Raw genomic sequence first — 22,921 nt, 5'->3', positions numbered from 1 at the left:
CATCAATCCTTGTAGTTCTTCCAATTCATATTGCTTTCATTCAACAGCTCTTCGAAACTTTTATTCTTTTCACGCTGTTTTTTCTCTTCTATTTTCCGGAGGCGCTCTTCTTCCTTCTTCACAGACTCTACTTTTTCAAGCTCTGCCTTCTTCTGCTTCAGTTGTTCGAAGATGTCCCCGTTGATGGAATTTTTCAACGTCAATTCGGCTTCCTGTTTCTTTTTCTTGGACATGTTCTGATTCCCCCTATCTGTCATAGTTATAAATCTTTTTTTCTCTTTAGTCAAAAGGCAGGCTCAAAAAAAGCCGGTCAAAAGAGGTACTCTCCCCTTCTAACCGGCTCTCTCCATCAATACGCTTCCAGTACTACGTCATCCCCTACGATCAACGTTGCATCCGTGGATGATTGGATATCCTCCACAGAGAAGCCGTTCGCTACTTCGCGAAGCAGTAAGCCTTCCTCCGTTACATCCATTACGGCGCGGTCCGTTATGATGCGGTCAACGACGCCTTTTCCCGTCAGGGGCAGGGTGCATTCTTTCAGGATCTTGCTTTCCCCGGCCTTATTGACATGTTCCATGATAACGATGATGCGCTGGGCTCCGTGAACCAGGTCCATCGCTCCACCCATCCCTTTGATCATTTTCCCGGGGATCATCCAGTTGGCAAGGTCCCCGTTTTCGGCTACTTCCATTCCACCAAGGATGGCGATATTGATATGCCCTCCGCGGATCATTCCGAATGACTCCGAGCTATTAAAGTAAGAGGAGCCCGGAATCGCCGTAACGGTCTCTTTTCCCGCGTTGATGAGGTCGGCATCGACTTCATTTTCACCCGGATATGGTCCGATTCCGAGTAATCCATTTTCAGATTGAAGGACAACCTGTTTGTTTTCTGTAATGTAGTTGGCTACCAGCGTAGGCATCCCGATCCCTAAGTTGACATAGAAACCATCTTCTATTTCCTTTTCCGCTCTTCTTGCGATTCTTTCACGCATTTTGGCTCGATCCATCCCGTTCCACTCTCCCTTCTATGCTTGTCTCACTGTTCTTCTTTCAATCCGTTTTTCCTGCTCGGCCTGTATCAGGCGCTGCACGTAGATGCTCGGTGTATGCACTTCATTCGGATTGATGTCCCCGATTTCAACCAGCTCTTCCACCTCGGCAATCGTCACTTTCCCCGCCGCTGCAATCATCGGATTAAAGTTCTGCGCCGTCTTATTGTAGATCAGATTCCCCATCTTATCGGCCTTCCACGCCCGTACAAGTGAGAAGTCTGCCGTATACGCTTCTTCCAACAAGTATTCTTTCCCATTGAATGTGCGGGTTTCTTTTCCTTCCGCTACCGGTGTCCCGACTCCTGCAGGCGTGTAGAATGCAGGGATCCCTGCACCACCTGCACGGATTTTCTCCGCAAGCGTACCTTGGGGAACGAGTTCCACCTCAAGCTCTCCCGATAAGACCTGTCTTTCAAATTCTTTGTTTTCCCCGACATAGGAACCTATCATCTTATCAATCTGCTTATTTTTCAGTAATAAACCCAGGCCCCAATCGTCTACTCCACAGTTATTTGAAATGACGGTCAGGTTTTTCACTCCTTTTTCCACAAGGGCAAGGATGAGTTTTTCAGGGATCCCGCACAGGCCGAATCCTCCAACCATCAATGTTGCTCCATCGTGAATATCTGCCACCGCTTCGTCATATGAAGTGTATACTTCTTTCATTGTATTCCCTCCTCCAATCTGGATTTTCCCCATTCCTTATTTATGAAGTTCAACAACTGTCGCTACTCCCTGTCCTCCACCGATGCATAGGGTAGCGAGTCCATTTTGGACGCCTCTTTTCTTCATCTCATGAATCAGCGTCACCAGGATCCGTGTTCCGCTGGCTCCAATCGGGTGACCCAGGGCAATGGCTCCCCCGTTTACATTGAGGGCATCCTTTTTGAATCGAAGCTCTTTATCCACCGCCAATGATTGAGCGGCAAATGCTTCATTGGCTTCAATCAATTCCATATCCTCAATGGTCATCTTCGTTTTTTCCAATACTTTTTTAACGGCGGCAACCGGTCCGATTCCCATGACGCTAGGATCTACACCTGCATTGGCATTCCCTTTGATCGTCACGAGAGGGGTGATGCCGAGTTCGTCTGCTTTCTTCCTGGACATGACGACAACAGCAGCGGCCCCATCATTGATGCCCGATGCATTACCGGCTGTCACAGAGCCATCTTTTTTGAAGGCAGCCCGAAGACCCGATAATTTCTCGGCCGTTGATCCCTTGCGTGGGAACTCATCCTGCTTGAACACAACCGGATCCCCTTTTCGCTGCGGGATGGAAACCGGGACGATTTCATCATCAAATCGTCCGGATTCAATGGCTGCAGCAGCTTTTTGCTGACTCCATGCTGCGAATTCGTCCTGTTCTTCGCGTGTCAGAGAGTAACGGTCGCATAGATTCTCTGCCGTCACACCCATATGATAATCATTAAAGGCACACCATAAGCCGTCTGATATCATGCTGTCTACGACTTTCTGGTCCCCCATTTTGTATCCTTCTCTTGCTCCCTGCAGTAAATAAGGGGCCTGACTCATATTTTCCATTCCACCTGCAACGATGATATCTGCATCCCCTGCAAGGATTGCCTGCGTTGCGAGATGAACCGTTTTTAATCCTGATCCACATACTTTATTTATCGTCATGGCCGGTACCTGCTCAGGCAGTCCCGCTTTGATGGATGCTTGACGGGCCGGGTTCTGTCCCAATCCTGCCTGCAACACATTCCCCATGATCACTTCATCCACATCACTACCGCTTAAGCCAGCCTTTTCAAGGGCATCTTTAATCACAATCGCTCCAAGTTCCGGAGCGGAAATACCTTTTAATGATCCGTTAAAGCTCCCGATGGCCGTACGTACTGCACTCACAATGACAACTTCATTCGACATCGTTCTTCCTCCCTTTCTCTTCTGACTGATATGCTTGCCTATTCATAACCTATAAAACAGTTCCACTTTAACTCATTCTATGTAAGCGGTTAAATTCCTCTAAATTCGCCAAAAAATTTTTATATTGATTTATATGTCGAAATTTTCTTAAAATGAAGAGGGAGGAGTGAAATGATGAATTTACCTAAAAAAGCTACGATTATCGAAGTAGGTCCGAGAGACGGCTTACAAAATGAGAAGAATTTTGTCCCGACGGACGTTAAAAAAGAATTTATCCTGCGTTTGAAGCAATCGGGAATCAAAGAAATGGAGCTGACTTCGTTTGTGTCTCCGAAATGGGTTCCACAGATGCAGGATGCGAGTGAGATTGTCGACTCGTGCATGACACTGGACTCCCGTGATATGGTACTTGCCCCTAATAAAAAGGGGATGGCACGCGTTTATGAAACGGACTGCCGGTCTATCGCAGTATTCGTTGGCGTGAGCAATTCGTTCAATCAAAAAAACATCAATAAGACAACCGATGAAGCTCTTACAGACCTGACACCGCTTATTTCAGAGTTAAAAGAAAAGGGCTACTTCGTGAGAGCCTGCATTTCTACCGCTTTTTACTGTCCATACGAAGGTAAAATCCTACCGGAGGATACTCTTGCTCTATGTAAGAAATTTGTTTCACTGGGTGTAGATGAACTGAGCGTCGCCGATACGATCGGCCGTGCCAATCCGTCTGAAGCGTATCATCTTTTTACATTATTGAAAGAGGAATTACCTCAAACCTTACTGACAGCACATTTCCATGACACCCGCAAGATGGCGCTCGCTAATATCCTTGCGTCCCTTCAAGCGGGAATCGACCGCTTCGACACAAGTGCCGGCGGTCTCGGAGGCTGCCCTTTTGCTCCCGGTGCGACCGGGAATGTGGCAACCGAGGATGTTGTGTATATGCTCGAAGAAATGGGAATCTTCACCGGGATTGACCTGGAGAAGCTTGCACATGCCATCGAAGTCGTTAAACCTCATGTCAGCCGTCCGATTGAAAGCGGTTACTACCGCCTTCATGAATTGAATCAGTGATGCATAGGCCCTTTCTCCTTCGAGCATTCTAATAGTGATACCCTCTAAGGAGATGATTCACATGAGCCAAAAACGCGATAAAGGATTCAGTCAAAAAGGGAAACCGAATTCAGATACGGTTTCAAACACCATGGCGAAAGAAGAACTGGATAAAGCCATTCATCCAACTAAAGGACAAAACGCTAAATCATAAGTCCTCAACTACACATGGACTAAAAAAAGAGTGTCTCTTCCCGAGGCACTTTTTTTCATTCTCAAAATTCCGCTTATTTCCTTTATTTGCTACAATAAGAATAAACGATATTCCTATGAGGTGATGACATATGCGAAAAAAATGGGCCATCCTCGGCGGCACCCTGTCCTCTATCGGGCTGCTTGGGGTTTATATTACGAATCGATTTATGTATTTACCGAAAAAGGGGGACGATTTCATCAGGGCGCGTGAAACCGAATCGACCCGGCTGATTGAAGAAGAGTATGACTCCCTTCCTAAAGAAGAGGTCCTGATTCCTTCTCGGTACGGTTATGATATTAAAGCGGTATTCGTGAAGCCTCACCCTCATAATAAATTCATGATCTTTTCCCATGGAGTGACGGAAAACAAGTGGAATTCCATCAAGTACATGAATCTTTTCATCAAACAGGGGTTCAATGCCGTCATTTATGACCACAGGCGTCATGGGGAATCAGGGGGGAAGACAACGAGCTATGGATATTTTGAGAAATATGACCTGAAGGCGGTCGTGGACGAGCTGATCCGCCGGGAAGGGGACGATGTATTCTTTGGAATCCACGGAGAATCCATGGGGGCTGCGACTTTGCTTCTTTATGCCGGCAGCGTGGAAGATCGGGCTGATTTTTATATTGCCGATTGTCCCTTCTCCGACTTTGGTGAACAGCTTGCTTACCGGATGAGTGCAGAAGTGAAGATGCCTGCAAAATTCCTCCTCCCCCTCGTGGACGGTACCCTGAAACTGCGACAAGGCTATACACTAAAGGATTTATCACCAATTTCGGTTGTCCAAAACATTCAAAAACCCGTATTATTCATTCACAGCAAGAACGATGATTTCATCCTTCCTCAAATGACAAAGGATCTATTTGAGAAGAAGCAGGGTCCAAAGGAGCTTTTCCTTGATTTCAGCGGTACCCATGCCCAGTCGTATAATGATAACCCGGAAGAATACGAGGGATTGATCCAACGGTTCCTGGAGCAATTTGTTTTAAAGGGAAAGGATGTCGTCTCATGATTCCAACTGATTTCAGGTTAAAAATGCAAACGATGTATGGGGATGCGGGGGATGATTGGATTACGGATACGGAAGATCTCATGGAGTCATTAAAAGACCGATTCCAGTTAACCTACGGTGAGCCTTTTTCTCTAAGCTATAACTTCGTGATTCCGGTCCAGATCCTGCAAGAGCGAGCCGTTTTAAAGATCGGGTATCCGAACAATGATTTCTCCAATGAGTTTCATGCCCTTCAGGATTTTCAAGGAAAGGGAATGGTGAAAATGCTCGACTACAGTCAGGAGGAAGGCTGGATCCTGTTAGACCGTCTCATGCCGGGATCTTCCCTTCTCTCGATTGAAGATGAAACAGAGGTCCTTTCTGTCTTCTCCCATACCGCCAAACGACTTTGGCATAAACCTGTCAGCACCCACCCCTACCCTACGGTTGAATCCTGGTCAAAGGGAATCGGAAGGCTACGGGAACGATTTAACGGGGGAACCGGCCCCATCCCTCAGGAGCTCGTCGCTAAAGCTGAAGCCCTTTATCCGGAATTGCTGAGTTCTTCCACAGATCTCTATCTTCTTCACGGTGATCTTCATCACGGAAACATTCTCTACTCCGATTCTTCCGGCTGGACTGCCATCGATCCCAAAGGGCTGATTGGCGAGAGGGAATATGACTGCATTCAGTTCATGTTGAATGAGTGGGAGAAATGGGATGCGCCGTTAGAGCTGCTCCGATATAGGACAGAGACAATCGCTTCCCTCCTTTCCCTCTCTTATGAGCGGTTGCTTCAGTATGGATTTTGTCATTCCATTCTGTCTGCGTCCTGGTCTGTAGAAGGTGGACTTGATGGATGGAAAACCGGGGTTTCTTTGGCGGGGATGTTTGAAGAGCTCTTGGCGGAGTGATGGATAATTTTCACTAATCACCCAATAAACAGGAATTATATGTTAATATTCATTGTGATTTTGTGCGTATTATTGGTTTTAAGAACACAAAAGCTCCGGCATGCACCGGAGCTTTTGTATTCTATTCCTCAGGGTACATCAAAAAGTTCATTCTCCCATTGATGATCTGAGCGGGGCTTTTTAATTGGAATGTATTGCTTTGGGAAGAAAAATCGATTTTCAGCTCTTCATCCAGAAAGACCATCTTTGATTTTTCTACGAGAATTGAATGACTGTTCGTGTCGATCTTGATATCTTCACCTTCAACCGGGTGATGGACAAACCACAGGGTAGGAATGCCGCTCACCACACAGCCACAGCCTTCTGTATCGTATTTGAGTTTCAGGTGACCTTGTTTGTTTTCTATTTTATCCTGGATCTTTTGGGTTGCTTCGTTCGTTAGTTGGATTTTCATTCGATGACCTCCTCTGTCCTTTATCCTACCACATTTCATTTGTTCCTTTTAGAATATTGCTTTTTTACTCTTTTCATCTTACTATCGATAGTGGGGATTCTTTTGTATTTTCTAGAAAGGGTGGGTTTTCATGACAAAAGCTCAAATTAAAGTGAATGATAACGGTTCGTTTCGCGTAAGCGGCGATGTGGAACTGATTGATGCTGACGGAAATGTATTTCCAACGAAACAAGTGTTTACTCTGTGCCGCTGCGGTCTATCAACCAACATGCCGTTTTGCGACGCTTCTCACAAAGGGAAATTTGAATCATGTGTACGCGCAGAAAAGGTATTGGACGAAGAGTAAATGGAATGAAAAAGAGAGACTTCACCCGAAGTCTCTCTTTTTCATTTGGAGATCAGTCAAAAAAACGAATGTCCACCACGCTTGCCAGTGGAATATAGTGTACGTCTTCAAACTTGTCTACGACGTGCAGCTTCCCTTCCAATGGGTCGACATGATGAACGGTTCCGATCGATAATTGATGACGGTGCTTCACATAGTGGGTAATCGATACCATTTTATCAAACTCCATCGCCTCTGCGACAACTTCATTCATCCTGTCAAGCTCCTGCTCATCAAGTTCGATCCTCTTTTCGTGTGTATCTTCCTTTGCCCAATCCCTCAGGAGCTTCACGTGCTCGGGGAGCATCATGGAGGTCCACTTGATTCTACCTCGATCCCGAATCAACTCTCTCACCTCCTGTCATTCGTTATGATTTATGTCCGCCGAGCAGACGGGCACGATGCCTTGCCGTCCCGGCTTCTGTGTAGGAGACGGCGCGAAGCAGGGCCCCGGAACCATATTTATTCCGGATGTGATCCACTACATACCCGAGCTCCCGTTTTTCCCAGCGGTCAGGTTCGAACAGAGAAACCTGCAGCGCTCCATCCTCTACAATATTCGAAAGGGCGATATTGATTTTCCGTACGGTTTTCCCATTATAGTTCTCTTCGAATAGTTCCAGGCACACCCGGTACAGATCCATGGTGATATTGGTCGGTTCCTCTATCGTCCGTGACCTGTGGAATCCCCCTCCGAACTCCTCGTGGCTGTAGCCGATTCCGAAGCTCACGGTCCGCCCGGCCTTGCGATGGGTCCGGGCACGCCTGGCGACCTCTTCGCACATTTCTAAAATGACGCGTTTGATTTCCTTTCTCTCCTTATAATCCCGCAGCAGGATCTGACCCTTGCCGAAGCTGACCTGCCCATCCATGATCGGTGCCCCTATTTCGGACAGGTCCACCCCCCATGCATGGTAATAAAGCTGGTTCCCCATCACACCGAACTTCGCCTCCAGCTTCTCTAGGTCATACTTCGCCAATTGCCCGATAGAGAAGATGCCCATGCGATTGAGGGTCTTCTCCAGGCGTCCTCCAATCCCCCACATTTCACGGAGCGGAGAGAGCGGCCACAGCTTTTCCGGGACGTCTTCATAGGTCCACTCGGCAATTCCCTCTTTCTTTGCTTCAAGATCCAGGCACAGCTTGGACAAGAGCATATTGGGGCCGATTCCGATGGCACACGGAAGCTGGAATTCCCTTTCCATATCGTCTTTGATTTTGCCGGCGATGGTGGCCGCGTCCCCCCAGAGGCCCGTCGCCCCATCAATCTTAATGAAGCTTTCGTCCACACTGTACGTGTGGATGGCATCCTTCGGAACATAACGATGAAACAGGCGGGTCAGCTCCGTGGAGATCCGGACATACGTCGCCATCTTCGGCTCTACAAGCTGGATTCTCGGGTCGTTTGGAATTTCAAACATCCTCGAACCCGTTTTGATTCCAAAGTCCCTCTTCATCCTGGGTGAGGCCGCCAGTACGATGCTTCCCTGCCGACTTTTATCCCCCACTACAGCCAAGTGACATTCAAGGGGATCCAACCCCTCCATGACAGCCGAACAGCTAGCATAAAAGCTCTTCATATCGATGCACAAAATCTTGTGGTGTGGCAGCACACTGTAATCGACAGTCATATCCTCATCCTCCATCTTACCTAAAATAGAACAAACGTTCTTATATAGTATAGTTATGATTCTAACCGAATATACGTTCCCTTTCAACTTAAATTACTGGAAACGGAGAGAATAATAAGAAAAGCGGAAGGGGCTTGCCCTGGGGCGACAAGCATAAGACGAGTAACCCAGAAAGGCGTTCTTTGCCTTTTTGGGTTACTTGACTTATGACCTCGAGCCCCAAGCCCCTGGAGCTGGACAAATAGAAAAGCGGAAGGGGCTTGCCCTGGGGCGACAAGCATAAGATGATTGACACAAAGTCTGGCATACACAAGGATCAGAACAAAAAAATAAGTCCAAAATCATTTTTGTGATTTTGGACTTACCTTCTCATTCATCAACCTTTTCCAGCTTGGAATCCTGGGTATTTCGTCATGCCCCCATCGGCGATGAGCGTTGTACCCGTAACGTAGCTTGCCTGATCGGAGGCAAGAAAAACGGCGCAGGAAGCAACCTGTTCAGGTTCTCCGATGTAGCCGAGGGGAATGAGCTTCTCCACTCCTTTTTTCTTTTCCGGATCGGAAAATTTCTCGGCATTGATGGGTGTATCAATGGCCCCTGGAGCAATATTGTTCACCCGTATCCCATCTGGTGCAAACTCCAGCGCCAGGCTTTCCATCAGCAGTTTCACCCCACCTTTACTCGCTGCATAATGAGCGAAGTGAGGCCACGGGATGATTTCATGGACAGACGATACATTGATGATCGATCCCTTGATGCCATGCTCGAGCATGTATTTCGCCGCTTCACGGCAACCGAGGAATGTACCTGTCAAGTTCGTGTTGATGACCCTTTGCCAATCTTCAATCGGCAGATTTTCAGACGGAACTTCATTTTCGATTCCCGCATTGTTCACGTAGATATCCAGACGGCCATACGTGTCATGAGCAAATCGGACAAACCCCTGGACATCCTCTTCTTTTGACACATCGCCTTGAATGATGGAGGCTGTCCCACCTGCTTCTTCGATTTCCTTTACAAGTCCTTCAGGGTTTTCTTCTTCTTTGAAATAATTAATGACCACCTTACTGCCTTCAGAGGCAAAGCGTTTAGCAATCGCCTTTCCTATACCAGTAGCGGCACCCGTTATGATGACGACCTTATCCGTTAAATCTGTATACATGTCCTATTCCTCCTTAATCTTTCGTAAAGCCCAATAGAACCCCGCCGATGATGATCAGGACACACCCTGCAATGACGAGGAGGATCTGCTTTTTCGATTTCTTTTCCCCTAAGAAGAACAAACCACCGAGAGTGGAAATGACGATTCCCGTTTGGGACAGGGAGAAGCTTGTTGCCACACCGATGCGGGGCAGGGCAAGGAGCAATCCGAGATTCCCGGATGCCCACATAAGTCCGGTTAAAATATTTCGAACCGTATATTTGTTAAATGGCTTATGCCTGAATGTGATGACAACGGCTCCGATGAACATACCGATTGCCTGAGGTAAAATCGCTTGCCATCCGTCAATATCAAACCACCTTAATATGACGACATAGGCTATGTATCCACAACTGGAAAGGAGCAGCGTTAACAGACCTTTTTTCAATTGAGAGCCTTCATCCCCTTCGGACTTCTGTGTGAATGAGGTGAGGACGACACCGATGATCAGAGCCAGAACCGCCCCGCTTCCAAGGAGGATCGTTTCAGTCGTCTTCCATTCTTTAAATACCAGAACACCAAAGAGCGTCGTTCCGATCAGCTGCATTCCCGTTGAAATCGGGACGGTTTTCGAAACGCCGATGAATTTTACACTGGCCAGCTGGTTCACTTGTCCGACAGCCCAGAAGACGCCGGAAATAAACCCGATGCCCCACACAAATAACGTTAACTCAGGGGACTTGATGAAGAAGACGCCAATCGCAAACAACAGTGAACCAACCGTGATCCCAACTGTTTGACTGTAGGCATTCCCTCCAAGTTTTACACTTACAAACACAAGACTTCCCCACGCGACCGCGGGGATCAGGGCCAAAAGAATCCCTATCATACACCCACATCCTTTTTCCGACAATAATCATAGTTTTCCTCTGAAACAAAAATTCTACCCGTTTAACGCAAAATATTTCCCACTCTCTCATGCATACCCTTCTTCCCTAAGGTGTAACCTCAAAAAAAAGAAAGCGTCGAGGTGTAATCGACGCTTTCTTCTTTGTTATTTGGTAGAAGTATGTATCGGGACAATGACCCTTTCATTCTCGACATTCACCATGACATGGACATCACGGTCGAGGGAAAGGTCTTTGAATCGTAACGAATAGAGACCGGTGGGATTTTTTTCAATGGATTGGATGACCACCTGTGAGAACCGTGGATCACTCATGACTAATTTCACAACAGTCTCTTCGGTCTTACTCTCTTTATCTGTCAGAAACACCATTTGATCCGCCGAAGCCCTCCTGGGATAGGATTCCTGCATCTCCCCGTTAAAGGTCACATTCACTTTTTTGCCCATCTCTATATCTTCTTTATGAAGCTTTTTATCTTGATCTGTCAACATGACAGTTTGTTGATCGAAAGAAAACCAAACGTCATTGATCAGCACCTGATTGTTTTCCAATTGGGTGACAAAGCCTATGAAATCTGTGCTGGCCTGAGAATTGACAGATGCTGATGGCCCGCATCCGGTGAACAGTATACAGGAAAAAAGGATCATAACAGTCAAACATTTCTTCATAGACTCCCCCCTTATTATATTAGACGATTGATGGCACGGTTTGGTTTCACTATTTTTTGAAAAAAAGGTTATTTCCTACTTTTTCGACAAAAGATGGGAATAATTGATAGAACTTGCTCCCTATATTCATCCATCGGGGCAGGTTGATTTCTCTTTTATTGGTAAAGAGTGAATCCACTACTTTCCCAGCGACAAATGCAGGATCAAGCATGAACTTCTCCACATTCTTCACATACGTGCCGGTTTCATCGGCAATGGAGAAAAAGTTGGTGGCGATTGGTCCGGGGTTCACCGCCGTCACCTTCACGCCGTATCTTTTCGCTTCCATCCTGACACTGTTCGTATATCCGAGGACAGCATGCTTGGAAGCGGAATAGGCACTTGATTTCGGAGTGGCAAACTTCCCTGCCTGAGAAGCGATATTGATGATGTGGCCAAACCCCTGTTCACGCATGTAAGGAAGGACTTCCCCTGTACATGCCATCAGACCAAGAACATTCACATCCATCATCCCTTTTACATCTTGGAGGGAGGTTTCGTGTGCTTCCTGGAAGATTCCATATCCTGCGTTATTGATCAGGGCATGGATGGATCCAAAGTCCTTCCGGATGGCAGTGAAAACAAGGGGGATCTGATCATAATCCGTGACGTTTAAAGGATATACTTCCACCTTGCAGTTGAATGTTGTTGTCAGCTTTTCCTTCAATGCCTGGAGCAGGTGGCCACGGCGTGCGATCAATGCAAGATTCCCGCCATTTTCCGCAACCTTCATGGCCATTTGCTCCCCGATTCCTCCCGAGGCACCGGTAATGATAATCGTTTTTCCTTTGATTCTACTGTTCATGTCAGTCACATCTTCCTAAGCAAAATAATAATAGATTCCTTCATGCTTTTCTTTCCGTATAAATTGATTGGATTCCAAGTAATCCAATTGCCCGATGGTCTCGGACAATGTCAAACCGAGCTCCTTTCGGTACACGGAGGGAAATAACCTCCTGCATATCTCAAATACGGTCACGCGGTTTCCTTTGATCATGTCGAATACATCTCTTGCTCTTTCTTCCTGTTTCCCTAATCTCCTCGGAATCAACCCATGAACATCCCTGACGTCGTCACCATGTCCTGTGTAGGCGAGGGAAATCGGAAAATCGAAAAGTTTTTTCAGAGAAGCATTATACTGCAGCAGTGGCTTTGTACGCTCCAACTCCCCTTCAAATGGCGGTTCGATGAGGGGGTTGGGAGAAATAGTGGCGAGTATATGGTCGCCCGCTATCAGAACGCCATCACGTTCCCTGTAAAAGGATAAGTGACTCTGGGCATGACCAAGGGTTTCAATGACCGACCACCCTCCCATTCCAGGAATGCTACCCCCTTCTGCTATCGCCACGTCCAGCTTTCGATCCCCCATGAATTTCAATGGACTCTTGAACTTGGGGATAGCCGGGAGATATTCTTCAGGGAGCCCTGATTCCATGGCAAGCTCCGTGAAGAAACGGTCATACTCTTCATGAAAGTGCTCATCACGCTTGAGCCAGAATCGATTATACTTGTGACCATATACCATGACGTCGGATGAGAACCGATCGAGCAGACCTGCATGATCAGGATGATGATGCGTCAAAACGATTTGTTCGATATCCCGAGGTGTGTACCCTAAAAGGGACAATTGCTCAGTCAGCTGCATCCAGGCCGTATCTGTAAGAGGGCCAGCATCCACCAATGTCAAGGCATCCCCCTTGACTAAATAAACATTCACATCTCCCACGGCAAAAGGAGTGGAGAGTGTGATTTTTGCGATATCATTCACTAAAGTTGTCATATTTTCACCACATTCTTCATAATAAAAAGGTACAGCCAATACGGTACCTTCCCGTTCTGTCACTCATTTCCAGAAAATGAATGATCCTTCATTACCTAGTGTACATTTTTTTCATCATGATGTCATTTTTAAAAAGTGTGAATATACTAAAAATAAACCCTTGACAGATAAGCTGTATTTCTACGATAATCACCTATAATATCGATTTAATCCATTCATCACCCATTACATAATGATATAGAATAAAGCGATGAGAAAGATTAGTAATGAATAGATGACACAAGAGATCGGGGCCCACCGGCTGAAAGGCACCGTCGTCCTCTCTATTTATGAACCTGCCTTTTGAGCGTCTTAAAGCAGAACGTCGTCCAGCGTTAATGGAAATGGAGTGTGTTCATCTTCTTCTTAGAAAATGGACAAAACAAGGTGGTACCACGGAAGCGAGACCCTTTCGTCCTTTATGGATGAATGGGTCTGTTTTTTTTTTTTCAAAACAGAAGGGGGAATGAGCGAATGAAGACATTATTTATCGGAGCAGGATCGATGGCTCATGCTTTAATGAGCGGTGCATTGAAAGCGGGAGTATTGAATCGTGAAGAAGTATATGTAACCAATCGTGCCAATCAGGAGCGTTTAAATGAAATCACGCAAGAATTCTGTATCCGGAAGGTGAACCGGGCGTCACGCTATGATGTCATCATCCTCGCCATGAAACCAAAGGACTTCCATGAAGCAGCAGATTCTGTCAGACCCTACCTTTCCGGGAATACGCTGATCATCTCCGTACTGGCAGGCATCACCATGGAGCATATAAGCAGCAGGCTGGACTTTAAGGGAGCCATCGCGAGAGCCATGCCGAATACCAGTGCAGCCATGGGGAAGTCGGCAACGGCGGTGGCTTTCAATCAATATCTCTCACCCTCCCAGAAGGAATGGACGAAAACACTATTTCAGTCTGTCGGCATAGCTGCGGAGGTAGAAGAAGAGAAATTGGACCTGATCACGGCTCTTTCAGGGAGCGGCCCGGCTTATATCTATTACGTAGCCGAAATACTGAAACACGCTGCAGTAGAGTTGGGACTGGAAGATGAACTCGCTGAAAGCCTTGTCACCCAGACGATTGCCGGGGCAAGCGCCATGCTTTCAGAATCCGGATTGGAAGCCCGGGAATTAAGAAGGAATGTGACCAGTGCAGGTGGAACGACCGAAGCGGGAATCGCTGCGCTTGAAGACCACCAAGTCAGGGATGCCTTTTTCCAGTGCATTTCTTCCGCAAATAACCGCTCTCAAACACTCGGACATGAATTAAAGGAGAATTCTTTGAAAAAATAAGCCTACAGCCGATCATGATTCGCGGGAGATCCCGTTTCAGTGATACAATCAAAGCAAAAAAAGAAGGTCGACACAGATGAATCTGCTCCTCATTTTACTTTCTGCAGTCCTGGTAATCTGGTTCGTTCTCGCCATGGAGGTGTGGAAGGGGTTGGGTACACTTTGTCCCCTGGAAGGATTGCCGGGCAAGGCAATCGGCCCGCTTCTCTCCATCATCGTGCCTGCCAGGAATGAAGAAGAAACGATTACAGACAGCATTCTATCTCAACTCAAGCAGGACTATAAACGAATTGAATGGATTCTCGTCAATGACCGTTCAACGGACCGTACACCGGATAAACTTGAAGAATTGGCGGAAATGGACAGCCGGATCCGCGTCCTCCATATCGATACACTTGAAAAAGGATGGCTCGGAAAGAATCAGGCATTATATAAAGGATACCTCATCTCGGAAGGGGAACTCATCCTGTTCACGGATGCAGATGTCCTGTATAAAGACCCTTCCACCCTGTCAAGGGCTGTCGCGGTCTTTCAATCTCAGAAGCTCGATCATCTCACCCTCGCCCCCAACATTAAATCAAAGACATACTGGTTAAAAAGCTTTGTTGTGTTCTTTTTATTCGGTTTCTCTTTTTATAAACGGCCATGGAAAGCGAATGACCCTTCCTCGGGGACGGGCCTCGGAATCGGCGCATTCAATCTGATCACACGTTCTGCTTATGAGGAACTCGGTACCCATGAAAAGATCAAGCACATGCCGGATGACGATCTGCAGCTTGGGATCCATATCAAAAAAGGCGGGAAGACCCAGGCGTTCCTCACTGCCCTTCACTCGCTGGAGGTGGAGTGGTATCACTCCTTGAAAGGAGCCTTTCAGGGCCTTGAGAAGAACACATTTGCCGGGCTCCATTACTCCATCCTTCTTGTCCTATTTGCCATGACGGGTGTGTTCTGCTCCACGGTCCTTCCTTTCTTCACGATCTTTGCCGGGGACGTCCTGATCCGGACCGTAAGCATGTTGATCATTTTGTTGATTTCCATCACCTATTTCAAAGTCATAAAGGAGATGACGAATGAGTCTGCCCTTCTCATCCTCTCCCTGCCCGTCACAGCCTTGTTATTCATCTATTCCATCGCCCGGGCGACGTTCCTGACGTTTAGAAGAGGCGGGGTCGAATGGCGCGGGACGGTTTATCCATTGAAGGAGCTGAGGAAGAAAAGAAAATAGAGCACATTCCTTTTCCGTCAAAAGTGATGTTGGTATACTCATGATGAATTACTGTTTAGAAACCCGAAATAAATTCCTCATGGAAAGGTGATTGGAAATGAACGCAAAGCTATTCGAACCATATAAACTTAAAAATGTTGAATTGAAGAATCGAATCGTCATGGCACCCATGTGCATGTACTCTTCCCACCATGAAGATGGAAAAGTCGAAAACTGGCATCGCACCCACTATACGAGCCGTGCTGTAGGCGGAGTCGGACTCATCATCCTGGAAGCGACAGCGGTTACACCACAGGGAAGGATCTCCCCACAGGATTTGGGGATCTGGAATGACGAACAGATTGAAGGCTTAAAAGAGTTGGTGGATCTGATGAAAGAGCAGGGGGCAAAGACCGGTATCCAGCTTGCCCATGCCGGAAGAAAAGCGGTACTCGAAGGAGATATCCTTGCTCCATCAGCCCTTCCATTTAACGATGAAATGAAAACGCCTGTTGAAATGACAGCAGATGATGTGAAAGAAACCGTCACCGCATTCATCAAAGGGGCCGAAAGAGCGAAGAAAGCGGGCTTTGATGTGATTGAAATTCACGGAGCCCACGGATATCTCATCAACGAGTTCCTCTCTCCCCTGTCCAATAAACGAACAGATGAATACGGGGGATCGGCAGAAAACCGCTACCGTTTCCTCCGTGAAATCATTGACGGTATTCAACAAGTATGGGACGGACCACTGCTTGTGAGGGTTTCTGCCAAAGACTATAACGACGAAGGCCTGGACGTCGAGGACTACGTCGTATTTGCACAATGGATGAAAGAGCAAGGCGTCGATTTGATCGATGTCAGCTCAGGCGCACTTGTACCGGCACGGATCCCGGTATTCCCCGGCTATCAGGTGAAGCTTGCCGAGACCATCAAGAACGGAGCCGACATTGACACGGGTGCGGTTGGACTGATTACAACAGGCATCCAGGCGGAAGAAATCCTGCAAAATGAACGGGCGGACCTCGTCCTCCTTGCACGGGAATTGCTTCGGGACCCTTACTGGCCGAGAACGGCGGCCAAAGAGCTCGGTGTTGAAATCGAAGCACCTAAACAGTATGAGCGCGGCTGGAAATAAAAAATACGCAAACAAGAGGGTGGACCAGAAGTCCACCCTCTTGTTTTATTTATTCATACACCTTCTGTACTTCATATCTGAACCCTAGATAACGGTAATTCTGCTTTTGGTACATCTGTCTTGGCGTATCTTCCCCGTCCGCAACCAGGATGATAAACTTGTCAGGGAACCGTTCCATGACATACCGTTGCAGCCTGCTTCCGATCCCCTTCTTTTGAAACGATTCGTGTACCATCAAACCGTCTATTTCCGCTGAATCTTCTTCGATGATCACATCCACGGATCCGGCCGGTGTCCCTTTATAGAAAGCCAGAAGCTGCATGATACGGGGATTTTCAAAATTCCGCTTATGCATATCCACCTTTTGGTCGGCAAAATCCGGACCATAGTCCATGTCCTGCTCATACTGAAAAGAAAGATAATCCTGGAGTTCTTCCTTGCCTACTTCCTTGACTTCTATATCAGGATTCATTTCCACCGATGGGAATTGATCTGGTGCAATGGAATAAAGTTCATTGAATCCGACGTCATATCCCTCTTGTTTAAAATGGTCCCTCAGTTCTTCCGAAGGTGTGTGATCTTGAGGAAGAAGGAACTTTACATGCTTCTGGCCGTTTGCCTGATGGAATTTCCGTAAAAAACGGGCGGCTTCCATAAATTCTTCAAGTGTCGGCTGTTTCTTAAATGCAAGAAAGTTACTATCATACCGCGTCAGCATTTCCGGATAATGAATATGTAGATAAAGAGCGTTTTCGGCTATAACGTGACCAGGATTATATATATGTTCAAATGTAAATGAATTCATCTCGATTCCCCTTTTTCTGTTTAAAGCATTTCCTACTCCCAAACACGCTGTACAGAAGCGCGGTCCCCCTCCAGCCTGACAAGGTAGACGTCCGGATTGGATAGAGCGAACAGTTCATTGTATCCATAGCTTTCATCAAATAACTTGAGGAGCAGCGTCGTTAAATTACCATGACTCACACAGACAATGTGTTCCTCTTCTTTTCCCATCACTTCATCGACGAAGGACCCTGCCCGTTCCATCGCCATTTGATTGGATTCCCCGCCAGGTAATGACAGAGAGAAATCTTCAAAGCTCATCTTTAACTTTTCCATCCAATCAGGAAGATCCTGATCGCTCAACACCCTTTCTCCCAGTCTGTTGTCCTCCTGTACCCGGAGGCCTGAACGATCAGCAAAAGGCGCGATGGTGTCCAGTGCCCTTTTGAAGGGGCTTGAATAAATCGCTTGAATGGATCGGTTTTCTAAAAAGGACGCTAACTGACGTGCCTGACGTTCCCCCTCCATCGTTAACGATGCATGAAAGGGCTGTCCTTCCGCTTTTGCATGACGGACGATATAGATCTCCTTCATTTATACCCCTCCTATTTCTTTAAAGGTATGACGTACTCCATGAAATCCCTTGCCATATAGCTTTCCGGGAAGACGTCCCTTGCTTCCTTCTCCAATTCTTCCCATGATTCCTTGGCATACCGGGAAGAAATGTGGGTTAGGAAAAGGCGTCGGGCCCCGGCTAAAAGAGCGGTCTCTCCAGCCTGTTTTGTCGTGGAATGATAATACTCCCGGGCCATCTCTTCTTGATCCCGGTTAAAGGTCGCTTCATGAACAAGGACATCTGCATCCTTAGAAAGTTCCATCGCATTGGAACAAAATCTTGTATCTCCAAGAATTGTAACCACCCGTCCAGGAATCGAAGGTCCGAGAAAATCCTTTCCATCAACCTCCGTTCCGTCTTCCAGCCGAACCGTTTCACCACATTTTAATTTCTTATAAAGGGGCCCTGGTTGAACGCCCCTTTCACGTAATTGATCCACTTGAAGGACACCGGGCTTATCTTTTTCAATTACACGATAGCCGAAAGTAGGAAGAGCATGGTCGAGTCCCATTGCTTCTACACTGAACCCTTCATCTTGAAAGATGACCCCTTCCTCGATTTCCACCACTTCAAGGGGATATTGAAGGTGGGTCCTGCTGACTGAGAGGGAAACCTCGATAAACTCCTTGATCCCCTTAGGGCCGTATACCGTCAGTTTTGTTTCCCCTCCCTGGAAGGAACGGCTCCCGAGTAACCCCGGCAGCCCGTATATGTGATCACCATGCAGGTGGGTAATGAAGATCTTTTCGATTCTTCTTGGTTTCAAGCTTGTATGTAAAATTTGATGCTGGGTGGCTTCCCCACAATCAAAAAGCCAAACCGCACCGCGTTCCTCCAGTAATTTCAAAGCGATACTGGTTACATTGCGGAGCTTGGCCGGTACCCCTGCACCCGTACCCAGAAATAATAATTCCACTGTCATCACTCCTCAGATGAGCTATTCTGTCTCCATTTTAGCATAATCGCCCCTATTTTACCCTTTCCCTCAAAATGAGTTATAAGAATGAAAATTAAAGCCAACATAATGACGAAGATGTTTGCAAAAAAGATAAAACGTTTTCATGCATATACGCAGAAAAAGTCCTCAGCATATCATTTGCTAAATGAATGAGAAGTCTTTAAAATTAAGTAATTGTATAGGATATTAAATAAGAAGAAACGCATAAATAAGGGTTACAACAAGATAAAGTGAGGTCATGACATTGAATAATTCAACTACACCAACATCTCTGATTACGATTTTCGGAGCGACAGGTGATCTAGCGAAAAGAAAACTATATCCATCTCTTTATCATCTGTTCCGCAAAGGAAAAATCTCAAAGCGATTTGCCGTTGTAGGTGTGGCACGACGCGAATGGTCAAATGAAGAATTCCAGGAGCATGTAAAAACATCGGTACATAAAGCGTTAGGCAGTGATGAGAACATCGATGAGTTTGTGTCACATTTCTATTATCAGCCGAATGATGTATCCAACAGTGATTCATATAAAGCATTGAAGAACTTATCCGATGAGCTCGATGAAACATATGAATTAGAAGGCAATCGCGTTTTCTACTTAGCGATGGCTCCTGAATTCTTCGGGACGATTACGGAACAGTTGAAAAATCAAGGCTTAACCGATACAAAAGGCTTCCAGCGACTTGTGATCGAGAAACCATTCGGTCACGACCTGCCTTCAGCCGAAAAGTTGAACAGCCAGATCCGTGAATCATTCTCCGAGGATCAGATTTATCGTATCGATCACTATCTTGGTAAAGAAATGGTGCAGAACATCGAAGTCATCCGATTCTCAAACGCCATGTTCGAGCCACTCTGGAACAACCGTTATATTTCCAATATCCAGGTCACTTCATCCGAAGAGCTTGGTGTGGAAGACCGCGGCCGTTATTACGAAAAAAGCGGAGCCCTTCGCGATATGGTACAAAACCACCTGCTTCAAATGGTGGCATTACTTGCCATGGAGCCTCCGATCAAATTGACGACGGATGAAATCCGCAGTGAAAAGGTACGCGTGTTGCGTTCCCTTCGTCCGTTTGAACAGGATGAAGTCAAGGACTACTTCGTAAGGGGTCAATATGGTCCTGGAAAAGCAGGAAATGAAGCTCTTCCTGGTTACCGTGAAGCAGAAAACGTCGATGAACAGTCCAATACGGAAACCTATGTTGCCGGTAAATTGATGATTGATAACTTCCGTTGGGCAGGTGTCCCGTTCTACATCCGTACCGGAAAAAGAATGGAGACCAAATCAACGAAGATCGTCATCCAGTTCAAAGACATCCCAATGAACCTATATTACAACCCGGACAAGCCACTGGCACCAAACTTGCTTGTCATTCACATCCAGCCGGAAGAGGGAATCACCCTTCATCTGAACGTGAAAAAATCCGGACAGAATATCGAAACGACTCCAGTGAAACTGAACTTTGCCAACAATAGCGTAGATGGAATGAACACACCGGAAGCATATGAAAAGCTCTTATTCGATTGTCTTCGTGGGGATGCCACGAATTTCACACACTGGGATGAAGTGAAACTATCCTGGGCATTTGTCGACAAAATCTCTGAAGTATGGGAACATACTCGTGACGGAGAATTCCCGAACTACGAAGCAGGTTCGATGGGTCCGAAAGCAGCTGACAACCTGCTCGCAAAAGACGGCTTCTCCTGGTGGCCAATTGCCAACCTTGATGTAGACCAATGCTAAGAAAGGTGTGGAACCTATGAAAATTTATGACGTAACTGCCCCGATCTTTAACGGGATGCCCGTGTACAAGAACAAACCTGAAAAACAACCGAGTATTGAAACCAATACGAACGGACATGTGACGGAGTCAAGACTCTCAATGGATGTCCATACAGGAACTCATGTCGACGCTCCCCTTCACATGATCAACGACGGCGAGACGATTGAAACGATCGATATCGAGAAGCTCGTCCGCCCTGTCAAAGTATTTGATGTAACGGAAGTCGATGAAAAAATCAGCCTGAAGGATATTGAAGGATTAGAGATTGAAGAGAATGACTTCATCCTCTTCAAAACGAAGAATTCATGGGATACTGAATTCAACTTTGACTTCATCTATGTAGCAGAAGATGCTGCCGCATACCTGGCTGATAAAAAGATTGCAGGCGTCGGGATCGATGCACTTGGAATCGAGCGGGCCCAGGAAGGTCACCCCACTCACCGCAGCCTGATGGGAAGCGGCGTCATCATCATGGAAGGCCTTCAGTTGAAAGACATCAAAGCCGGCCAATACTTCATGGTGGCGGCCCCACTAAAAATTCAAAATACCGATGCATCACCGGCACGTGTCTTGCTGTTTGATGAAATGATCGGGTAAAAGGTAGATATAGAACTCTCCGGCTAACTGCCGGGGAGATTTTTTTTATTGTAAACAAAAAAACAGGTGCCTCATTAGAGACACCCGGCACTCCTTTAATACAACTTTTTCAGGGCTTCCTTATCAAACGGCAGCAGGTCATCCGCCTTGCCTTCTTCCACTTTCCTCACCCATTCAGGATCCTGAAGGAGTGAGCGTCCGATTGCGACCAGGTCGAAATCTCCGCGGTCCAGTCTCTCGATCAGACCATCCAGGCTAGTCGTACCTGCACCCGAGAAGCTGGTGAACTCACCGTCCAGACCAACGGATCCCACAGATATAACCGGTTTACCTGTGAGCTTCTTTGTCCAACCGGCTAGATTCAAGTCCGATCCTTCAAATTCCGGCTCCCAAAAGCGGCGTGTGGAGCAATGGAAAATATCTACTCCTGCATTCACTAGAGGCTCTAGAAAACGCTCCAGTTCATCTGGCGTATTTGCAAGCTTTGCTCCGAAATCATTCATTTTCCATTGTGAGAAACGGAAAATGATCGGGAAATGGGGTCCCACTTCGCGACGGCAGGCCTCAATCACCTCGACGGCAAACCGGGTTCTGCCGACCAGATCCCCTCCATAACGGTCAGTACGACGGTTTGTCTTCTCCCAGAAAAACTGATCGATTAAATAGCCGTGTGCCCCGTGCAGTTCTATGCCATCGAAGCCGATGCGTTTCGCATCTGCAGCAGCTTGGGCATAGGCATCCACCATCTGGACTACTTCCTCTTCCGACATAGGTTCCGTGATTTCTTCACCTGAAAGACTCAGTCCCGAAGGTCCGACAGGAAACGCTTCTTCATTTGGAAGCTCCCCCTTTTTACGGGTCATCCCCACATGCCAAAGCTGTGGAACGATCTTTCCTCCTGCTTGATGGACTTCCTTCACCACGTTTGCCCATCCATTCAGGGATTCTTCGCCATGGAACAGAGGGATGCTCGCTCCAGAAACAGAAGAAGGATGATTGATTCCGGTTCCCTCCGTGACAATCAGTCCAACACCATTTTCAGCTCTTCGGCGATAATAAGCGGCCACCTCTTCACCGGGAACTCCATTTGGTGAAAAGCCCCGTGTCATCGGTGCCATCACTGTACGGTTGGATAACTGCAGCTTCTCACTATCGAATGATTTAAATAATGATTCTGTCGATGTATTGGTTTGACTCATTGAAATGCCTCCTCTTTTCTTGATGCAGTTTCATTATTTCAAACCCGAAGTGAAAATCAAAGAAATCTGTTTGGCGAATATTCATCCCGTATGTCATTCTCTCAAAAGGGATTAAGTATTATATTGTAAATCCA

Annotated in this window: 26 protein-coding genes; 10 read left to right on the top strand and 16 right to left on the bottom strand. The window is 46.8% G+C overall.

The annotated features are described in order from the left end of the window. Nucleotides 1-2: 2 nt before the first annotated feature. The 4 genes from BVI01S_RS06730 to BVI01S_RS06715 form a co-directional block, all read right to left on the bottom strand. The gene (locus BVI01S_RS06730; RefSeq protein WP_094075198.1) at nt 3-233 is read right to left on the bottom strand and encodes a YqkE family protein; all 231 of its coding nucleotides are present in this window, start codon (nt 231-233) and stop codon (nt 3-5) included. A gap of 116 nt (nt 234-349) precedes the next feature. Beyond that, a complete protein-coding gene (locus BVI01S_RS06725) occupies nt 350-1,012 on the bottom strand; it encodes a CoA transferase subunit B (protein ID WP_034758172.1) in 663 nt (220 codons plus the stop codon). Nucleotides 1,013-1,030: 18 nt separating this feature from the next. Next, a complete protein-coding gene (locus tag BVI01S_RS06720) occupies nt 1,031-1,723 on the bottom strand; it encodes a CoA transferase subunit A (RefSeq protein WP_034758170.1) in 693 nt (230 codons plus the stop codon). Nucleotides 1,724-1,759: 36 nt separating this feature from the next. Then, on the bottom strand, nt 1,760-2,947 hold the full coding sequence (locus BVI01S_RS06715) for an acetyl-CoA C-acetyltransferase (RefSeq protein WP_061809703.1): 1,188 nt from the start codon (nt 2,945-2,947) through the stop codon (nt 1,760-1,762). Between the two features lie 174 nt (nt 2,948-3,121). Between BVI01S_RS06715 and BVI01S_RS06710 the strand changes: the two genes are divergently transcribed. The 4 genes from BVI01S_RS06710 to BVI01S_RS06700 all read left to right on the top strand — a co-directional run bounded on the left by BVI01S_RS06710 (nt 3,122) and on the right by BVI01S_RS06700 (nt 6,164). Continuing rightward, nucleotides 3,122-4,021 (top strand): hydroxymethylglutaryl-CoA lyase, encoded by a 900-nt coding sequence (locus BVI01S_RS06710; protein WP_061809718.1) that lies wholly within the window; start codon nt 3,122-3,124, stop codon nt 4,019-4,021. Between the two features lie 61 nt (nt 4,022-4,082). Then, complete coding sequence (locus BVI01S_RS23110) at nt 4,083-4,214, top strand: hypothetical protein (protein WP_269139898.1); 132 nt, start codon at nt 4,083-4,085, stop codon at nt 4,212-4,214. A 130-nt stretch (nt 4,215-4,344) separates the two neighbouring features. Then, nucleotides 4,345-5,271, top strand: a complete 927-nt coding sequence (locus tag BVI01S_RS06705; RefSeq protein WP_061809702.1) for an alpha/beta hydrolase — start codon at nt 4,345-4,347, stop codon at nt 5,269-5,271. Continuing rightward, nucleotides 5,268-6,164 carry an aminoglycoside phosphotransferase family protein gene (locus BVI01S_RS06700; protein ID WP_061809701.1) on the top strand — a complete coding sequence of 299 codons (897 nt, stop codon included), beginning with the start codon at nt 5,268-5,270 and terminating at the stop codon, nt 6,162-6,164. Before BVI01S_RS06705 ends, BVI01S_RS06700 begins: the two co-directional genes overlap by 4 nt. Nucleotides 6,165-6,285: 121 nt before the next feature. Here the strand turns inward: BVI01S_RS06700 and BVI01S_RS06695 are convergent, their stop codons facing one another. Then, nucleotides 6,286-6,618 carry an iron-sulfur cluster biosynthesis family protein gene (locus tag BVI01S_RS06695; protein WP_034758157.1) on the bottom strand — a complete coding sequence of 111 codons (333 nt, stop codon included), beginning with the start codon at nt 6,616-6,618 and terminating at the stop codon, nt 6,286-6,288. 130 nt (nt 6,619-6,748) lie between these two features. On the opposite strand from BVI01S_RS06695, the gene BVI01S_RS06690 reads away from it, so the two are divergent. Then, nucleotides 6,749-6,964, top strand: coding sequence for a CDGSH iron-sulfur domain-containing protein (locus BVI01S_RS06690; protein WP_034758155.1), 216 nt, complete (start codon nt 6,749-6,751; stop codon nt 6,962-6,964). A 52-nt stretch (nt 6,965-7,016) separates the two neighbouring features. Here the strand turns inward: BVI01S_RS06690 and BVI01S_RS06685 are convergent, their stop codons facing one another. From BVI01S_RS06685 to BVI01S_RS06655, 7 genes are all read right to left on the bottom strand, one after another. After that, nucleotides 7,017-7,349 carry a YolD-like family protein gene (locus tag BVI01S_RS06685; RefSeq protein WP_034758153.1) on the bottom strand — a complete coding sequence of 111 codons (333 nt, stop codon included), beginning with the start codon at nt 7,347-7,349 and terminating at the stop codon, nt 7,017-7,019. Nucleotides 7,350-7,371: 22 nt separating this feature from the next. Continuing rightward, nucleotides 7,372-8,634 (bottom strand): Y-family DNA polymerase, encoded by a 1,263-nt coding sequence (locus BVI01S_RS06680; RefSeq protein WP_034758151.1) that lies wholly within the window; start codon nt 8,632-8,634, stop codon nt 7,372-7,374. A 376-nt stretch (nt 8,635-9,010) separates the two neighbouring features. After that, entirely contained in the window at nt 9,011-9,796 is a 786-nt protein-coding gene (locus tag BVI01S_RS06675; protein ID WP_061809700.1) for a glucose-1-dehydrogenase, read from the bottom strand. A 13-nt stretch (nt 9,797-9,809) separates the two neighbouring features. Beyond that, entirely contained in the window at nt 9,810-10,661 is an 852-nt protein-coding gene (locus BVI01S_RS06670) for a GRP family sugar transporter (protein WP_034760584.1), read from the bottom strand. Nucleotides 10,662-10,829: 168 nt separating this feature from the next. Continuing rightward, nucleotides 10,830-11,351, bottom strand: a complete 522-nt coding sequence (locus BVI01S_RS06665; RefSeq protein ID WP_034758147.1) for a DUF3221 domain-containing protein — start codon at nt 11,349-11,351, stop codon at nt 10,830-10,832. 49 nt (nt 11,352-11,400) lie between these two features. Continuing rightward, on the bottom strand, nt 11,401-12,195 hold the full coding sequence (locus BVI01S_RS06660; RefSeq protein WP_061809699.1) for an SDR family NAD(P)-dependent oxidoreductase: 795 nt from the start codon (nt 12,193-12,195) through the stop codon (nt 11,401-11,403). Nucleotides 12,196-12,210: 15 nt separating this feature from the next. Next, nucleotides 12,211-13,170: an MBL fold metallo-hydrolase gene (locus BVI01S_RS06655; protein WP_061809717.1), complete on the bottom strand. Its 960-nt coding sequence runs from the start codon at nt 13,168-13,170 to the stop codon at nt 12,211-12,213. Nucleotides 13,171-13,683: 513 nt separating this feature from the next. Here BVI01S_RS06655 and proC point away from each other — a divergent pair. From proC to namA, 3 genes are all read left to right on the top strand, one after another. After that, a complete protein-coding gene (proC, locus tag BVI01S_RS06650) occupies nt 13,684-14,502 on the top strand; it encodes a pyrroline-5-carboxylate reductase (RefSeq protein WP_034758143.1) in 819 nt (272 codons plus the stop codon). Between the two features lie 76 nt (nt 14,503-14,578). Next, entirely contained in the window at nt 14,579-15,730 is a 1,152-nt protein-coding gene (locus tag BVI01S_RS06645; protein WP_244886890.1) for a glycosyltransferase, read from the top strand. Between the two features lie 97 nt (nt 15,731-15,827). Next, entirely contained in the window at nt 15,828-16,847 is a 1,020-nt protein-coding gene (gene namA / locus BVI01S_RS06640; RefSeq protein ID WP_034758139.1) for an NADPH dehydrogenase NamA, read from the top strand. Nucleotides 16,848-16,896: 49 nt separating this feature from the next. Here namA and BVI01S_RS06635 read toward each other — a convergent pair whose 3' ends face one another. Genes BVI01S_RS06635 through rnz form a run of 3 tightly spaced genes read right to left on the bottom strand, consistent with a single transcriptional unit; the run spans nt 16,897 to nt 19,162 of the window. After that, nucleotides 16,897-17,652: a GNAT family N-acetyltransferase gene (locus BVI01S_RS06635; protein WP_061809715.1), complete on the bottom strand. Its 756-nt coding sequence runs from the start codon at nt 17,650-17,652 to the stop codon at nt 16,897-16,899. A 32-nt stretch (nt 17,653-17,684) separates the two neighbouring features. Next, nucleotides 17,685-18,224, bottom strand: a complete 540-nt coding sequence (locus tag BVI01S_RS06630) for a histidine phosphatase family protein (protein ID WP_061809698.1) — start codon at nt 18,222-18,224, stop codon at nt 17,685-17,687. A gap of 11 nt (nt 18,225-18,235) precedes the next feature. Continuing rightward, complete coding sequence (rnz, locus tag BVI01S_RS06625) at nt 18,236-19,162, bottom strand: ribonuclease Z (protein ID WP_061809697.1); 927 nt, start codon at nt 19,160-19,162, stop codon at nt 18,236-18,238. A gap of 286 nt (nt 19,163-19,448) precedes the next feature. Here rnz and zwf point away from each other — a divergent pair, with 286 nt between their 5' ends. Together zwf and BVI01S_RS06615 are read left to right on the top strand one after the other, a co-directional pair. Beyond that, on the top strand, nt 19,449-20,951 hold the full coding sequence (gene zwf / locus BVI01S_RS06620; protein WP_397545316.1) for a glucose-6-phosphate dehydrogenase: 1,503 nt from the start codon (nt 19,449-19,451) through the stop codon (nt 20,949-20,951). Nucleotides 20,952-20,967: 16 nt separating this feature from the next. After that, nucleotides 20,968-21,588: a cyclase family protein gene (locus BVI01S_RS06615; RefSeq protein ID WP_034758131.1), complete on the top strand. Its 621-nt coding sequence runs from the start codon at nt 20,968-20,970 to the stop codon at nt 21,586-21,588. A gap of 95 nt (nt 21,589-21,683) precedes the next feature. Here the strand turns inward: BVI01S_RS06615 and BVI01S_RS06610 are convergent, their stop codons facing one another. Continuing rightward, nucleotides 21,684-22,787: an NADH:flavin oxidoreductase gene (locus BVI01S_RS06610; RefSeq protein WP_061809696.1), complete on the bottom strand. Its 1,104-nt coding sequence runs from the start codon at nt 22,785-22,787 to the stop codon at nt 21,684-21,686. Nucleotides 22,788-22,921 lie beyond the last annotated feature (134 nt).

Source organism: Rossellomorea vietnamensis NBRC 101237 (assembly GCF_001591825.1).
GTDB classification, from domain to species: Bacteria; Bacillota; Bacilli; order Bacillales; family Bacillaceae_B; genus Rossellomorea; species Rossellomorea vietnamensis.
This window is presented reverse-complemented; position numbering and strand designations above follow the sequence as displayed.